Annotated in this window: 13 protein-coding genes; 6 read left to right on the top strand and 7 right to left on the bottom strand. The window is 67.1% G+C overall.

Features of this window, described 5'->3' with window-relative positions; all coding sequences use genetic code 11:
• Positions 1-2: 2 nt before the first annotated feature.
• From AC1RLU_RS04420 to AC1RLU_RS04390, 7 genes are all read right to left on the bottom strand, one after another.
• Complete coding sequence (locus tag AC1RLU_RS04420) at positions 3-1,250, bottom strand: MFS transporter (RefSeq protein ID WP_492794069.1); 1,248 nt, start codon at positions 1,248-1,250, stop codon at positions 3-5.
• Between the two features lie 533 nt (positions 1,251-1,783).
• Positions 1,784-2,680, bottom strand: a complete 897-nt coding sequence (locus AC1RLU_RS04415; RefSeq protein ID WP_061969187.1) for a helix-turn-helix domain-containing protein — start codon at positions 2,678-2,680, stop codon at positions 1,784-1,786.
• 122 nt (positions 2,681-2,802) lie between these two features.
• Entirely contained in the window at positions 2,803-4,290 is a 1,488-nt protein-coding gene (locus AC1RLU_RS04410) for a M81 family metallopeptidase (RefSeq protein WP_492794068.1), read from the bottom strand.
• Between the two features lie 39 nt (positions 4,291-4,329).
• Entirely contained in the window at positions 4,330-5,175 is an 846-nt protein-coding gene (locus AC1RLU_RS04405) for an ABC transporter permease (RefSeq protein ID WP_492794066.1), read from the bottom strand.
• Positions 5,172-6,104: an ABC transporter permease gene (locus AC1RLU_RS04400; protein ID WP_492794065.1), complete on the bottom strand. Its 933-nt coding sequence runs from the start codon at positions 6,102-6,104 to the stop codon at positions 5,172-5,174. The genes AC1RLU_RS04405 and AC1RLU_RS04400 overlap by 4 nt, the downstream gene beginning before the upstream one ends.
• A gap of 33 nt (positions 6,105-6,137) precedes the next feature.
• A complete protein-coding gene (locus tag AC1RLU_RS04395) occupies positions 6,138-7,706 on the bottom strand; it encodes an ABC transporter substrate-binding protein (RefSeq protein WP_492794064.1) in 1,569 nt (522 codons plus the stop codon).
• A gap of 51 nt (positions 7,707-7,757) precedes the next feature.
• A complete protein-coding gene (locus tag AC1RLU_RS04390) occupies positions 7,758-8,636 on the bottom strand; it encodes a MurR/RpiR family transcriptional regulator (RefSeq protein ID WP_492794062.1) in 879 nt (292 codons plus the stop codon).
• A 140-nt stretch (positions 8,637-8,776) separates the two neighbouring features.
• On the opposite strand from AC1RLU_RS04390, the gene AC1RLU_RS04385 reads away from it, so the two are divergent.
• The 6 genes from AC1RLU_RS04385 (at position 8,777) to AC1RLU_RS04360 (ending at position 16,562) form a co-directional block, all read left to right on the top strand.
• Complete coding sequence (locus AC1RLU_RS04385) at positions 8,777-10,054, top strand: NAD(P)/FAD-dependent oxidoreductase (RefSeq protein ID WP_492794060.1); 1,278 nt, start codon at positions 8,777-8,779, stop codon at positions 10,052-10,054.
• A gap of 146 nt (positions 10,055-10,200) precedes the next feature.
• Positions 10,201-11,838, top strand: coding sequence for a methyl-accepting chemotaxis protein (locus AC1RLU_RS04380; protein ID WP_492794059.1), 1,638 nt, complete (start codon positions 10,201-10,203; stop codon positions 11,836-11,838).
• Positions 11,839-11,864: 26 nt separating this feature from the next.
• Positions 11,865-12,329 (top strand): chemotaxis protein CheW, encoded by a 465-nt coding sequence (locus AC1RLU_RS04375; protein ID WP_091856389.1) that lies wholly within the window; start codon positions 11,865-11,867, stop codon positions 12,327-12,329.
• Complete coding sequence (locus tag AC1RLU_RS04370; protein WP_492794057.1) at positions 12,329-13,606, top strand: CheR family methyltransferase; 1,278 nt, start codon at positions 12,329-12,331, stop codon at positions 13,604-13,606. Before AC1RLU_RS04375 ends, AC1RLU_RS04370 begins: the two co-directional genes overlap by 1 nt.
• Positions 13,606-14,301 (top strand): chemotaxis protein CheW, encoded by a 696-nt coding sequence (locus AC1RLU_RS04365; RefSeq protein WP_492794055.1) that lies wholly within the window; start codon positions 13,606-13,608, stop codon positions 14,299-14,301. The genes AC1RLU_RS04370 and AC1RLU_RS04365 overlap by 1 nt, the downstream gene beginning before the upstream one ends.
• The gene (locus tag AC1RLU_RS04360) at positions 14,298-16,562 is read left to right on the top strand and encodes a hybrid sensor histidine kinase/response regulator (protein ID WP_492794054.1); all 2,265 of its coding nucleotides are present in this window, start codon (positions 14,298-14,300) and stop codon (positions 16,560-16,562) included. Before AC1RLU_RS04365 ends, AC1RLU_RS04360 begins: the two co-directional genes overlap by 4 nt.
• The last annotated feature ends 11 nt before the right edge of the window (positions 16,563-16,573 follow it).

Here is a 16,573-nt window from a genome sequence, read left to right as displayed (position 1 = left end):
CCTCACGTCAATTCCGCGCCGCGCTTCTCGGGGATGAGGAGCCACATGGCGAGGAGGTCGAGGATGTAGAGGGCGGCGAGCAGCGCGATGGCGGTCTGGAAGCCGTAAGCCGCCGCGATCGCGCCGACCACGACCGGGCCGAAGCCGCCGACGCCGCGGCCGATGTTGAACAGCACGTTCTGGGCGGTGGCGCGGGCCGCCGTCGGGAAGAGCTCGCTGATCAGCGCGCCATAGCCGCCGAGCATGCCGTTGACGAAGAAGCCCATCACCGCGCCGGCGACCAGCAATTGCATCGGGTCGGTCAGGCGCGAATAGACCACGACCATGACGGCGGCGCCGATCATGTAGCCGAAGAAGGCGGGGCGCCGGCCGATCCGGTCGGCGATATGACCGAAGGCGAAGATGCCGAGCGCCATGCCGGCGATGGTCACCGCCGTCCACACCGCCGACTGGGTCAGCGCGAAGCCGAACCGGGTGGCGAGATAGTTCGGCAGCCAGATCATCACGCCGTAATAGCCGAAGTTCTGGACCGAGCAGAGGATGACCATGCCGAGGCTGAGCTTGGTGGTCTCGCGGTCCTTGACCAGGAGGCGCAGGGCTGATTCCTTCGGCCGGTCCTTGGAGCGGGCGACGAAGACCTCGGGCTCGTGCAGGGAGTGGCGGATGAAATAGGCCGCGACCGCCGGCAGGATGCCGATCGCGAACATGCCGCGCCAGCCGATCGTCGGCAGCAGGATCGGGGTGGCGATGGCGGCTGCGAGCACGCCGACCTGCCAGCCGAGCCCGACATAGGAGGAGGCGCGCGCCCGCTTCGAGGCCGGCCAGGCCTCGGCGACCAGCGCCATGCCGATGCCGAACTCGCCACCGAGCCCAAGGCCGGCAATGGTGCGGTAGATCAGCAGGTCCCAGTAGCCCTGCGCCAAGGCGCACATGCCGGTGAAGACGGCGAAGAGGACGATCGTCCAGGTCAGCACGCGGACGCGGCCGATACGGTCCGACAGCATGCCGAAGCCGATGCCGCCGAGCACGGCGCCGACCAGCGTTGCGGTGACCAGTGAGGCCGCCTGGGCCTGGCTGAGCTGGAGGTCGGCCGAGATCGCCCGCAGCATGAAGCCGAGGATCAGGAGGTCGAACCCGTCCATCGCATAGCCGATCGCTGCGCCCCACAAGGCCTTCCGCGCCTTGCCGTCGACCTCGGTCGGGCCGGAGCCCTCGATCGAGCCCGCGCTCGATGCCTGGATATCGCTCATGATGACGTCCCCTTTTTGTTGTCTCGAACCGTCGCCGGGCACCGGAAAACAGTGAGCCGGCGGACGCGCGCGCGTCCGCCCTGCGCAGATCATGCTCAATGAGTTCGGGCCTCGGGCCCTCATTCTCGGGGCGCTTTGCGCGCCGCTTGGTGGTCCTGGGCTCCGGCCCCGCCACGAGAATTCTGAAAGCCGCCGGACCCTAGCCGCGCCCGGCGCCATGCGAATCCGTCGCACAGCTTAATCTCAATTACAAGAACAAATCTCAATTTTGCGACAATCGCGAAAACGACTTGCTCCTATCGTTCCGGGCTTCCCTTCAGCGAAGAGCCCGGAACACATGGACACGACGTTGTTCCAGCCATCGTCATGCTCGCCCTTGTGGCGAGCATCCACGTCTTGAACGCGACCTCGGCGTAGAAGACGTGGATGGTCGGGACAAGCCCGACCATGACGCCGTAAGCCTGGTGCTCAGGAGCGGGCTCAACCCTGCCGGCCGCCCGCGATGACCGCGTGTTTCGGTGCAAACCGGAAAATCAGCCCAGCGCGATGCCCGATCGCTCGACCACCGCCCGCAGCGCGGCGCCGGCCTCGCCGCCCTTGCGGGCGCGGCTCCAGAGGTCCTCGCTCAACTGCTCGTAGAGGCGCACCGGCTGCTCGTCGGCGGTCAGCATGGCGATGCCGGAGCGGACATTCGGCAGTTCCCCGCCCAGCCGATACGGGCTCAGGCCGAGCAGCGTCCGTTCCTCGCTGCGGAAGAGCTGGAAGGTGATATTGGGCAGCGTTTCCTCGATCAGGCCGATCTGCACACCCATCGGCTCGGCCTCGATCAGCGCGATCAGGTGCTCGACCTCGTGGCGGGCGGCACGGCGCCGGCGCGCCTGCTCCTCCGGCGGCAGGCTGAACCGGCCGACGATACCGAGCTTCAGCCAGCGCTCGATCTCCAGCACATTGACGAAGTTGACGACGCTGAGCCGCCGGCGCTTTCGGGTCGCCTTGCGCTCGTCGAGGATTGCGATGATCGCGTCGATCTCGGCCACAGCCCCGTCGCGGTCGGCGAGATGGGCCGGCAGGGCCTCGATCAGGGTCGCCCGGAGGAAGTCCGAATAGGCCGCCGAGGTCAGCAGGTAGGAAAGCGGCGGGAAATGCGCGACGACCTGGTCGGACTGCTCCTCGATTTGCCGCATGCGCTCGAAATAGCTGACCGGGCTCGAATAATACTCGACGCCGGCCCCGAGCAGCGACGCGACCGTCGTCTCCAGCACGGCAGCCAGCCGCTCCAGCGTCTCGATCTTGACGACGCCGCCGCTCTCGATCCGGTAGACGGCCGCCCGCGAAATTCCCAGGCTTTCCGCGACATCCTCGGCCGGAAGCCCACGCCCCAGCCGATAGGCCTTGAGGCGCTTGCCAATCTCATCGAAGCGGATGGACATCGGGCCTCTCGAAGGGCAATCGAATCTCAAAATTTAGATAGGGTACCGCACTCCCGCGCCAATGCGAACAGGGCCGATGCGTCGCCGCGCCGGCCCTGTCGATTTCAAGACTGCTCGCGGCCTCACGCCACCTTGTCGAGCGGGTAGAGCGGCCGGCGCACCCGGCGATAGGGCAGCTTGCTGAGATCGGGGGTGCAGAGCGCCCCGCTGTCGCAGACGATGACCTTGCCAGCGATCGGCTCGAAGGCGGCGCGGAAATGCTGCATCGACTTCAGCCCGACAACACGCTTCGCGGCTGGGTCGATGCCGAAGGCGCGGAACTGCTGCAGGTCGTTCATCTGAGCGCGGATGGTGGTGACGAGGATCTCGACATCGCCGACGCGCAGCACGGCACAGGGCCCCCAGCTCGCCTGCAACCCGCCCATCATCGGGCCGTCGCCGACCCAATCGCCATCGCTGACGCTGACGAGCGTGCCGGTCAGCTCAAGCGGCCCGCCGCCGATCTCGGGATCGACCTTGCCGCCGAGCTTGACCGAGACCGTCGAGCCCGGCTTGCCCTTGCGCAGTTCAGCGGCGACCTCCGGATCGACCATCGGGCCGAAACAGGCATCCTTGAGATCGGCTGCGATCATGCCCTTGAGCAGGCCGGTCGCATCGCCATAGCCGCCACCGCCGGGATTGTCGGCGTAGTCGGCGATGATCAGCGGGCCGGAGGCCGCGACGTAGGACTTCGCTTCAGCCACGGCGTCCTCGACCGAGAGGAATTCCGTGACCTTCTCGAAGCGGCGCTGCCACATGTCCTCGACCATCGCCTCGGCGAAGGCCTGGTGTTTCTCGCGCTCGCCGTCGCAGGTGACGAGCACGGTCGGGCCAACCTCGTGGATATCGGCATTGCCGAAGCCGCCATTGACGCTGACGGCGAAGACGTTCGTCTCCTTCTCATAGGCCCTGGCCTTGGCGATGCGCTCGACCATCGGGCCGATATCGGTACGCCCGCCATTGACCTCCTCCAGCATCGGCCGCTCGGCCCGCAGCGTCACCGGCCTGATCTCGCCCTTCATGGTCCGCTGCATGATTCCGGCCGCAAGCTTGCCGGTCTCGCGCACATCGACATGCGGATAGGTCTTGTAGGAGACGACGATATTGGCGAGCTCGGTCATCTTGCGGGTGACATTGGCATGGGGATCAAGCGTGATGCCGATCGGCACGTCAGGCCCGAGCACGGCGCGGACCCGCTCCAGCAACTCGCCCTCGCCGTCCTCGCAGAACTCCGTCACCATGGCGCCGTGGAGGCCGAGCAGCACGCCGTCGATCTTGCCGGCATGCGCCTTCGCGGTCTCGACGATCACGCCGGCGATGCGGTCGAAGGCATCGCGCGTCACCGGCCCGGAAGGCTGGGCGGCGGCGCTGATCGCGTGGATGACCTTCCACCCTGCCGGGCGGCCGATATCGAGAAAGCCGGCGATCGGCGTGTTGGCCTCGGCCCGCGCGGCGATGGCGTCATCGCCGAGCTGGATGCCGCGATCGGTGAAGGCGGCGTAATCGGCCGGGCAGCGGCTGAAGGTGTTGCTCTCATGCGAGAACTCGGCGGTCAGGACGGTGAAGCTCATGGCGTTCCTCTGGCTGCTTTCGCGAGTGATGGGCAGATTTCAGCCGTCCCGCAGCGGGCGGCGAATATCGAGCGCCTCGATCAGCGCATCGCCGAACAGGTTGATGGCGATGACCGTGGTGGCGATGACGAGGCCGGGGAAGATGATGATCCAGGGCGCGATGAAGATCTGCGCGGTGCCGGAGCTCATCATCGCCCCCCAGCTCGGTACGGGCGGCTGGGCGCCGAGCCCAAAGAAGCCCAGCGTCGCTTCGAGCACGATCGCATCGCCCGTCGCCAGCATGCCGGCGACGATCACCGGCGTCATCGCATTGGGCAGGAGATGCAGGAAGAGCACGCGCCCCGGCCTGGCGCCCGCCGTCACCGCCGCATCGACGAAGAGCTCGCCTTTCAGCGCCATGACCTGCGCCCGCGTCAGGCGGGTGAACTGGGCGAGATAGGCAATCGCGATGGCGATCGCAGTCGAGTGCAGTCCCGGTCCGAGGATCGCGATCAGGATCAGCGCCAGCAGGATTTCCGGGAAAGACCATGTCAGGTCGACGATGACCGTGACGATCTTGTCGAAGATGCCGCCGAAATAGCCTGCGGCGGCGCCCAGCGTCGCGCCCATCAGCACCGACAAGGCGATCGAGAGCACGCTGACGCTGAGCGAGGTCCGCGCACCCTGGATGATGCGCGAGAGCAGGTCGCGCCCGAATTCGTCGGTGCCGAGCCAATGCGCGACTGACGGCGGCGTATTGGCGATCGAGAGCTTCTGCGCGGCATAGTCATAGGGCGCGATCCAGGGCGCGAAGATCGCGGAGAGCACGAGCGCGAGCAGGAACAGCGCGCAGATGGCGCCGCGCGGCGACCGGAGGATGCGGGCGGCGAGGGATTTGCGGCTCATCGTGCACCCATCGCTTCGCGCAAACGCGGATCGAGCGCCGCCTGGGCGAGGTCGCCGATCAGCGTGCCCAACATCACCGCGATCGCCAGCATCAAGAGGCAGCCCTGCACCAGCGGATAGTCGCGCTGGCCCAAGCCCGTGATCAGCAGCGACCCGAGCCCCGGCCGGGCGAAGACATATTCGACCGTGACTGCGCCACCGAGAATCCAGCCGATGCGCAGGCCCAGAATGGTCATCACCGGCAGCATCGCCTGCTGCAGCGCATGCCGAAGCTGGATGCGCCAGAACGGCACGCCCTTGGCCTGCAGCACGCGCACGAAATCGCGCTGCGAGATCTCGACCATCGCGGCGCGGGTGACGCGGGCGATCAGCGCGGTGCCGCCGATGCCGATGGTCAGCGCCGGCAGCACCAGCGCGTCCCAAGTGCGTGCGCCCGAGACCGGGAACCATTCGAACTGCACGGCGAACATCAGGATCATCAGGAGCGCCAGCCAGAAGCTCGGCAGCGTCGACCCCAGCAGGATGAACCCCATCACCGCCCGGTCGAACAGGCTGTCGCGGAAGGAAGCCGCGAGCACGCCGGTGACGATCCCGACCACCGTCGAGAAGAGCAGCGCCGTGCCGCCGAGCGCGAGGCTATGGGGCATGTTCTCGGCGATGAGCTGCGAAACTGGCTGGCGCATCACGATGGCGTCGCCGAAATCGCCGGTGACGACCTTGGCGAGCCAGCGCCCGTACTGGACCAGCAGCGGCTGGTCCAGCCCGTAGCGCGCGATCATCTGCGCCCGCTGCTCGGGCGACGAGCCGACCTGGATCAGATGCTCCAGCGGGTCGCCCGGCACGAGATGGATGATCATGAAGATCACCAGCGAGACGGCGAGGAAGACCGGCACCAGCATGGCGAGGCGCCGGATCGCGAAGCGCAGCAAGGATCGATCTCCCGCGTGATACGTCGTCCCGGCTCAGTTCGCCGGCGCGATGTCGAGCATGGTCGGCCCGTAGAAGCCGGTGCCGCGGATCGTCTCGGGCACGGTAATGCGCTTGCCATAGGCCACGCTCTGCACCGGCTGGTAGATCGGCGCGAACGGATACTGCGACAGCACGTATTCGTGGTACTTGGTGAAGTTCGCCACGCGCTCGTCCCAGGTCTTGGACTTGTTCATGGCGATGTCGTTGAGCTTCTCCGCCTCGGGATCGTTGAACATCGAGACATTGGGGTAGCCCGCGCGCTTGGCGGCGAAGAACCAGTCGACGATATCGGCATTGGTCCACTGATAGGCACGCACCGCGAGCTGGTGCTCGGTCTTCTTGCGGTACTGCGCATTGATCGAGCCGGCATCGATGATGCTGATCTCGGCCTGCATGCCGACAGCCTTGAGCTGCGCCTGCACGATCTCGGCGAGGCGCTTGAACTCGGTGCCGTTCTGGGCCCAGAGCTTCACCTCGAGGCGCTTGCCGTCCTTGACGCGGATGCCGTCGGGGCCCGGCTTCCAGCCGGCCGCGTCGAACACCTTCTTCGAGCGCTCCGGGTCGTAGGAGATCTTGTACTTCGGATCGACCTGCGCCTCCTTCAGCGAGGAGATCAGGAAGGTGTCGGCGACGGCGCCGTTGCCGCCATAGAGGCTGGTCAGGATTTCCTTCTGGTTCACGGCGAAGGCGGTCGCCTCACGCACCTTGATGTCGGTGAACGGCTCGACGCTGGTGTTGATCGGCATGTAGACCAGCTCGTTGCCGGGGATGGTCACGAGCTTCACCGCCTTGTCGGCCTGGATGCGCGGCAGGAAGTCGGTGGGGACATTGACGAGCAGATCCGCTCCGCCGGTCTTCAGTTCGAGATAGGCGGTCGATTCCTCGCCGATCTCGCGGAAGGTCAGCTTCTTGAACTTGGCCGGCCCCTGGTTCTTCGAGAGGTCGGAGGCCCATTTGTAGTCGTCATTGCGGACGAGCACGGTCTGCTGGCCGACGGTAAACTGCTGCATCTTGTAGGGGCCGGTGCCGATCGCCTCGGTCACACCGAACTTGTCGCCCAGCGCCTCGTAGGATTTCGGCTCCGGCACGCACATGAAGGAGCTGGCGAGGTTGAACAGCAGGTTCGGGTCGGGGTGCTTCATCTGGAAGCGCACGGTCAGGTCGTCGACCACCTCGACCTTGTCGACAGCCTCGACGGTGAAGGCATTCTCGGTGCCCTTGAACTGCGGCACCCACCATTCGATCGTCTTGGCGTTGAACGGCTCGCCATTGTGGAACTTGACGCCGGGCTTCAGCTTGAAGGTCCAGAGCATGCCGTCCGGGCTCGTTTCCCAGGAGGTCGCGAGCTGGCCGTGGAAGCTCTGGTCGGCATCCTGCACCACCAACCTGTCGAAGATCAGCGTCGTCGCCGTGTTGAGCTTCGTCGCCTTGATCGGGTTGTAGGTCGGCGCGCCGACAAGGCGCGCGGTCATCACGAACGTGGCTTCCTGCGCCAGCGCCGTCGTGGCGGCGAGCGCCGACAGGCCCAGCGCCAGCAGGCTCTCCTTGATCATCGTCTTCATCCCGCTTCCCCTTTTGTTTCGAGATGCTGCAAAGAGCTGTGATTGCGTCCGTCAGCCGAGTGGTCCCGAACTGTCCCCCGCATGGCCGGTGAAATGGCCGTAGAGCGCGGCCATCCGGTTCAGGCGCGCCTCGACCTGCGGGCCGAGCTCGACGAAGACCGCGTTGATCAGCAGGTTGCTGAGGCTCGCCATCTGCGCGGTCGAATCCCAGAACAGGTTGAACTCTGTCGAGACAACCAGCATCTCGTCGACGAGCCCCTGCCCCCAGTCGCAGAAGGAATCGGTGATCAGCGTGGTCCTGATGCCCGCTGCCTTGGCCTGCTCGGCCAGCACCTTGGCCATGCGCGAATAGCGCCGCGCCTCGAAGATCACGAGGCAGCGCCCCTCCTCCCCGGACAGCAGCAGCTCCGAGAAATTGCCGGCCGCGAGATCGGCCAGATGCACGCCGTCGCGCAGATACTGGAGCTGGTTGGCAAGGTATTGCGCGAGGCCCCGCTCGGTCTGGAATCCCGTGACATGAACGGAAGGCGCCGTCGCCAGACGGCGGGCCACTCGCTTCCACTCCTCGCTCTGGGCGAGCTCGTAGATGCGCACGAGACCGGCGATCTCGAGCTGGAGGCTGCGCGCCAGTTGATCGTCGCCGGCAAGGCTGCGCTGCTGGAAATCGCGCAGGCGGTCGCTGATCAGCCAGGGCCTGTCGCCGATCTCCTCGGCGAGGCTGGCCTTGAGGTCCTTCAGGCTCCTGTAGCCGAGCGTCCGGCAGAAGCGCCCGACGGTCGGCTCGCTCAGCGAGACCTTCTCGGCCAGGCTCGCCGCCGTCTCGAAGGGCAGGCTCGGCATCTGCGCCAGCATATAGCTCGCCAGCGCCTTGTCGGCTTTCGAGCCGCTGGCGAGGCAAGCCTGCAATCTCTGGCGAAGCGTCTGCGACATCGGCACTCCCGCGTTCCGGAAGATCAAGAAATTTTTCTTTCAAGCTGTCAAACAGTTTTTATTTTCTTGCAAAACCTGTTCAAGTGAGGCTCGCTTCCGCTATGCCCGGCTTGGGGCAGATGGAACGGATTCCGACGACGATGACGACCGCGACAGGACAGGCCGATGTGATCGTGCTCGGCGCTGGCATCGTCGGCGTCAGCGTGGCGTTGCATCTGCAGGAGCGTGGCCGGCGCGTGCTGCTCGTCGATCGCGGCGAACCGGGCGCCGAGACCAGCCATGGCAATGCCGGGCTGATCGAGCGCTCCTCCGTCGTGCCCTATGCCTTCCCGCGCGATCTCGCGACATTGGCGAGCCTCGCCTCGAACCGCTCCATCGCCGTGCGCTACCGCCCGGCGGCCTTGCTGCGGATGGCGCCCTGGCTCGCGCGCTACTGGTGGAACTCGGCCCCTGACCGGCTCGACAGGCTCGGCCGCGCCATCCTGCCCTTGATCGAGCGCTGCATCGATGAGCACCGGCGCTGGACGCAAGCGGCCGGCACCGAGGCCCTGATGCGCGGCGAAGGCTGGATCGAGCTCTATCGCACGCAGAAAGGCCTCGATCTGGCGACCCGTGGGGCGGCCGAACTGGCTGCCTACGGCCTCAGCTATGATCTGCTCGATGACGCCGCGCTGCGCCGCCTGGAGCCCGGCCTGCTCGCCGGCAGCGTTGCCGGCGCGGTGCATTGGCGCGACCCGGTCACGGTCAGCGATCCCGGCGCGGTGACCCGCGCCTATGCAGCACTCTTCGTCGCGCGCGGCGGCCTGTTGAAACCGGCCGACGCGACCGGCCTGCATCAGGAGGACGGGCAGTGGCGCCTGTCAGTCGACGGAGCGGAATGGCGCGCACCGGAGACCGTCGTCGCGCTGGGACCCTGGTCGAGCGACCTCATCGAGCGCTTCGGCTATCGCTTCCCGATCGGTTTCAAGCGCGGCTACCACATGCATTACGACAGCGCCCACGGAGCCGCGCCGCGGCATCCGCTCTGCGATGCCCAGGCCGGCTTCGTGCTGACGTCGATGCAGCGTGGCATCCGTCTGACCACCGGGATAGAGCTCGCCGGCCGCGACGAGCCCTCGGATTCCTGGCAGCTCGACCGGGCCGAGCGCATCGCACGACAGATCGTGCCTCTGGGCCGCCGCCTCGATGCCGAGCCCTGGCGCGGCGCCCGTCCCTGCCTGCCCGACATGCTGCCGATCATCGGAGCCGCGCCAAGCCATCGCGGCCTCTGGTTCGCCTTCGGCCACGCCCATCACGGCTTCACTTTAGGACCCGCGACCGGCCGCCTGCTCGCGGAAATGATGACCGGCGCGCCGACCCTGTGTGACCCTGCGCCCTTCGCGGCCGAACGTTTCCTGCCGCAGGCCCGCAGCGCCTGACGGCACGGCCGCGACGCTGCACAGCTATCATTGCGAAGCGTTTCCGCAACGGAGACGCAATAACTCCTCGCTAACAATGATCTGCGAACGATTTGGCTCATGCAGCAGCCCGAAGCGACCAGCGCGCCGCAACGATGGATTGAGCGATGAAGAGCCTGACGATACGCCGCCGCATCCTGATCAGCTTCGCCGCGATCCTCGCAGTGATGACCGCCATGGCCGGCGCCAGCTATCTCTGGTTCCTCCAGGCCCAGCGGCAGGCCATCGAGGTCGAGGCCAAGACCATTCCCGGCCTCGATATCAGCGCGCAGCTCTTGGCGAGCTGGACGGAAACGCGCGGATTGATCCGCGAGTTCGTGCTGGCCGACACCCCGGAGGAGAAGCGGCAGGTCGCGGAAGCCGTCGCCGCCAACCGCGAAGTCATGCGCGGGCTTCTCAGAAGCTACGACGCAGCCGTCACCACCGCTGAAGACCGGAAGAATCACACGCTTTTCAAAGACCTCTTCGACCAGTTCACCGCAGCCGCGGACCCGATCATCGCAGCGGGCAGGCTCTCAGGCGCCAATGAACCGGCACTCAACCAGAGTGCAACAGCGAAGCGAGACCTGGAACCGATCGCAGCCCGGATTCAGTCCGTGGCCAAGGCCATGATCGCGTTCAACAAGGCCGAAGCCGATGCTTCGACCCGCAAGATCGTCGCCATCGTCGAGGCGGCCGAGCTCGGATTGATCGTCTGTTTCGTGATCGCATTCATCCTCGCGATTCTCTGTGGCTATCTGCTGTTCCGGGCCGTCACGGTGCCGCTCGGCAAGCTGCTCGGCATCGTCGACACGATGCGGCGCGGCGATTTCAGCGAGCGCCTGACGCTCGCCCGGCGCGACGAATTCAGCACGGTCGCCGACGGCGTCAACGCCATGGCCGACGATCTCGCCGGGTTGATCGGCCAGATCCAGAAGTCGAGCATCCAGGTCAACACCTCGATCACCGAGGTTGCCGCGACCTCGAAGGAACAGCAGGCGACCGCCAACGAGATCGCCGCCACCACGACCGAGATCGGCGCCACTGCCAAGGAGATCTCCGCCACCTCCAACGAACTCGCCCACACGATGGACGAAGTCTCGGCCGTCGCCGAGCAGACCGCGACGCTCGCCAATGGCGGGCAGGCCGGGCTCGCGCGCATGGAAAGCACGATGCGGCAGGTGATGGAGGCCGCAGGCGCGATCAACGCCAAGCTCGCGATCCTCAGCGAGAAGGCCGGCAACATCAACCAGGTCGTCACCACCATCACCAAGGTCGCCGACCAGACCAACCTGCTCTCGCTCAATGCTGCGATCGAGGCCGAGAAGGCCGGGCAATATGGCCGCGGCTTCGCAGTGGTCGCGACCGAGATCCGCCGCCTCGCCGACCAGACCGCCGTCTCGACCTACGACATCGAGCAGATGGTCAAGGACATCCAGTCGGCCGTCGCCGCCGGTGTGATGGGCATGGACAAGTTTTCCGAGGAAGTGCGGCGCGGCATGCAGGAGGTCCAGCAGGTCGGCGGCCAGCTCTCGGAGATCATCGAGCAGGTCCAGGGGCTTGTGCCGCGCTTCGAGGGTGCCAATGAAGGCATGCAGGCGCAGGCGACCGGGGCCGGCCAGATCAGCGAGGCGCTCTCCCAGCTCAGCGAGGCCGCGCAGCAGACGGTCGAATCCCTGCAGCAGTCGACGCTCGCCATCGACGAGCTCAACCAGGTCTCGAACGGGCTGCGCAGCTCGATCTCGCGCTTCAAGCTGCGCGCCTGACAGGAAGGGCGGAACGGAACCGCACGATGCTGTTTCTGATGTTCCAGCTGGGGCGGGATCGCTACGTGCTCGAGACCGGGCAGGTCGAGGCCGTGCTGCCGCTGCTCGCGACCAAGCAATTGCCCGGCGCGCCCGCAGGCGTGGCCGGCGCGATCAGCTATCGCGGCCGGCCGGTGCCGGTCATCGATCTCGCAGTGCTGGCGCTCGGGCGCCCGGCCGAGCCGCGCCTGAGCACCCGCATCATCCTGCTGCGCTACCCCTCCGGCCCCGGCCGCGACGACCTTCTCGGTTTGCTGGTCGAGCAGGCGGTCGAGACCATCGCGCGCGATGCGGCGGATTTCACCACCTCCGGCGTCGAGGCCGGCATGCCGCCCTATCTCGGCCCGGTCGCCAGCGATGAGCGCGGCCTGATCCAATGGGTCCGGGGCGAGGCCCTGCTCACGCCCGAAATCCGCGACATCCTGTTCCGTCAGCAAGCGGCAGAGCCGTGATGGACGAGACCGCTCCGATCCGGGATTTCGAGAAGCTGCTCAGGGAAACCATCGGCCTGAGCATGGAGACGGTCGGCGCCTCCGTGATCCGCCATGCCCTCAAGCGGCGGATGACCGCCTGCGCCATCCCCGACCTTCACGCCTATTGGGCCTTCGTGACCGAGAGCCCGGCCGAGCGGCAGGAGCTGGTCGACGCGGTCATCGTCCCCGAGACTTGGTTCTTTCGCGATCGTGAGGCCTTCGGTGCGATGGTCCGGCATCTGCGCGAGCACCGGACCGGCAATCGCCCGCTGAGACTGCTCAGCCTGCCCTGCTCGACCGGCGAGGAGCCCTATTCCATCGCGATGGCCCTTCTCGATGCCGGCTTCCAGGATGGCAGCTTCCAGATCGATGCAATCGACATCAGCACCCGCAACCTCGTCCATGCCGAGCGCGCGATCTACGGCAAGAATTCCTTCCGCGGCACCGATATCGCCTTTCGCGATCGCTATTTCGAGGCCTGTGACGGTGGTTTCAGACCACATGACATCGTCCGCCGGCACGTCCGCTTCCGCCTCGGCAATATGCTGGCCACGGCAACGAATGCCGGCCAGGAGGCCTATGACGTCGCCTTCTGCCGAAACCTGCTGATCTATTTCGACCGCGAAACACAAGGTGCGGCGCTGATCCGGCTCCGGCAGATGCTGGCCGATGACGGCCTGCTGCTGGTCGGCCCGGCCGAATCCGGCCTGCCGCCTCTGCTCGGCTTCGCATCGGTACGCTTTCCGCGGGCATTCGCGTTCGTGAAGGCACAGGCCGCCCGCGTGAAACCCGCCGAGCCGCCGGCTGCGCGAAAGCCACCGCCGACTCCGGCGAAGGCTGCCCCCTCGCTCCAAGCCAAACCGGCCGCACCGCTCTCGACGCCACGTCCCTTCACCCAGAAGGCGCCCCCCGCCGCGCCGTCCGCGCCCGCGCCGGATCGGGCAGCAGCCAGCCTGGCCGGGATCGAGCGCGCCGCCGATGCCGGTCGCCTCGCCGAGGTGAGCGCAGCCGCCGAGCGCCATATCGCCGAATTCGGCCCCTCGCCGGATGCGTTCTACTGGCTGGGGCTTGCCCATGACGCGGCCGATGCGATGGAGGACGCCATGCGGAACTACCGCAAGGCGCTCTATCTCGCCCCGGACCACCAGCGGGCTCTGGCCCAGCTCAGGCTGCTCCAGCAGCGACGAGGCGATCATAGCGGCGCCAAGGCCCTGGCCGACCGGCTCGACCGGCTGACGAAGCGGAGCGGCACCTGATGTCCGCCGATACCGATCCGATGACGACCGACGACATCGCCGAATGCTGGCGCGAGATCGGCGTCAGCGGCGACCGCTCCTGCCCGGAGCTGGACGAGCATCTCCATTGTCGTAACTGCCCGACCCATGCGCAGATCGCCCGCAAGCTGCTCGATCGTCCCTTGCCGCCGGGCTATCGCGACGAATGGACACGACATTTCGCCAGGCCCGACGAGAAGGCGCCCGAAGGCGAAGAGGTCGACAGCGTTCTGATCTTCCGCATCGGCGAGGAATGGCTCGGCCTGCCGGCGGGGATCTGCCGCGAGATCGCGGAGCCGCGCCCGGTCCATTCCTTGCCTCATCGCCGCAGCGAGGCTGTCCGCGGCATCGTCAATGTCCGGGGTGAACTCCTCATCTGCGTCTCGTTGCCCGCTCTGCTCGGCATCGGAGCGGCGGCCGCAACGCGCGGCGCCGAGCGGATCGCGATCTTCCCGCGCCTCGTCGTCACCGGCGAGGAGACCAGGCACGTCGCCTTCGAGGTCGACGAAGTCCATGGCCTGCACGGCTATCGCGCCCATGAGCGCGGCGCGGTGCCGGCGACGGTCGGCCGCGCGGCGGCCAGCGTCGTCGAGACGATGATCCCGTGGAACGGACGCGCGGTCGGCTGCCTCGATGCCAAGCGCCTGCTCGACCTGATCGACCGGAGCATCGCATGAGCGGCGAGGATCTCAGCGACCTCTCGATGCTCGAACTGTTCCGGGCGGAGCTTGCGGCGCAGTCGCAGGCCTTCACGACCGGCCTGCTCGCTTTGGAACGTGATCCGGCCGCCGCCGTCCATCTCGAAGCCTGCATGCGCGCCGCCCATTCGCTGAAGGGCGCCGCCCGCATCATCGATCTCGCGCCGGCCGTGCAGGTCGCGCACGAGATGGAGGAATGCCTCGTCGCCGCCCAGCACGGCAAGATCCGGCTGAACCGCAGGCATATCGACGCGCTGCTCGCCGGCATCGACCTGCTCGGCGAAATCGCTTCCGGATCAGGGGAGCCGGACACCCAGACCGGAGGACGGATCGAGGCCTTCGCACTGACCTTGCGCGGCGCTTCCCAGACGAGCGACGCACCCTCGCCGGGCGCATCCGGTCCAGACGCCAACCCGGCCGGCATGGCACCCGGCGCAGAGCCGCCTCCCCTGCCTGCTGCCCTCCCCGAAACGCCTGCGCCTATCGGAGATTCCGCGACCGGCGAGCGCATGGTCAGGGTCACCGCCGACAGCCTGAACCGCCTGCTCGGCCTTGCCGGTGAATCGCTGATGTCGGCGCGCCGGCTGCGCCCGTTCAATGACGGTTTGCTGCGGCTGCGGCGCGTCCAGGCCGAGCTCGCCAAGAGCTTCGAGGACCTGCAGGCCGCAATGCCCGCCGATGGCGCCGGCAGGGCGGCACAGGCACTGGCGACCGCACAGCTCAAGCTGGCCGAGGGCCAGGCGCTCCTCGCCCAGCGTCTCGACGAGATGGACACGGTCGACCGGCGCGCGACCGACCTCGCCAACCGGCTCTACGACGAGACGCTGGCGAGCCGGATGCGCCCCTTCGAGGACGGAGTCCGGCATTTCGAGCGCAATGTCCGCGATATCGGTCGCGCACTGGGCAAGACGGTGCGCCTCGACATCGTCGGCGGCGCCACCAGCATCGACCGGGATATCCTCGACCAGCTCGACGCGCCCCTCGGCCATCTCCTTCGTAACGCGGTCGATCACGGCATCGAGGCGCCCGAGCAGCGCCGCACCGCCGGCAAGTCAGCGGAGGGCCTGGTCCGGCTCGAAGCCCGGCATAATGCCGGCCTGCTCCAGATCATCGTCTCGGACGATGGCGGCGGCATCGATATCGAGGCGCTCCGCCAGGCGACGCTCGCCCGCGGTCTGACCATGGCCGAAACCGTCTGGGACCTCAGCGAGGAGGAGCTGCTCGAATTCCTCTTCCTGCCCGGCTTCTCGATGAAGGCGACGGTTAGCGACATTTCCGGCCGCGGTGTCGGCCTCGACGCCGTGCAGGCGATGGTCCGGCAGGTCCGCGGCCAGGTCACCGTCGCCTCCGAGCCCGGCATCGGAACGCGTTTCCAGCTTCAGCTTCCGCTGACGCTCTCGGTGATCCGTGCCCTCCTCGTCGAGATCGACGGCGAGCCCTATGCCTTGCCGCTCGCCGCGATCGCCCGCGCCTTGCGGCTGCCGCGCGACAAGATCGAGCTGCTCGAAGGCCGTCCGCATTTCCGCCATGGCGAGCAGCAGGTCGGGCTCGTCACTGCCCATGAGGTCCTCGGCCGGGGCGAAGCCGCGATCGGCGAAGCGGAGTTGCCGACGGTCGTCGTCGGCGAGGGCGACAATCTCTATGCGCTGGTGGTCGACCGCTTTCTCGGCGAGCGCGAGCTCGTGGTCCGGCCGCTCGACCCGCGCCTCGCCAAGGTCAAGGATGTCAGCGCCGCCGCCTTGATGGACGACGGCTCGCCGGTCCTGATCCTCGATGTCGAGGACCTGATCCGCTCGATGGACAAGCTGGTCTCGGGCGGGCGCCTCAGGACGCTGGAGCGTAGTGTGGCGCGCACCGGCCAGAAGCGGCGCAAGCGCGTCCTCGTCGTCGACGATTCGCTGACGGTGCGCGAACTGGAGCGCAAGCTGCTCGACCATCACGGTTTCGAGGTCGAGGTCGCCGTAGACGGCATGGATGGCTGGAACGCGGTGCGCTCCGATCCGTTCGACCTCGTCGTGACCGATGTCGACATGCCCCGCATGGACGGCATCGAGCTCGTCACCCTGATCAAGCGCGACCCCAACCTGCGCAACCTGCCGGTGATGATCGTCTCCTACAAGGACCGCGAGGAGGATCGCCGCCGCGGCCTCGATGCCGGCGCGGATTACTATTTGACCAAGGGGAGCTTCCACGACGAAACTTTGATCCATGCGGTCGTCGACCTGATCGGCGAGCCATGAATCCGGGCATC

The organism is Allobosea sp. GW822-FHT05A11 (assembly GCF_058800455.1).
This window is presented reverse-complemented; position numbering and strand designations above follow the sequence as displayed.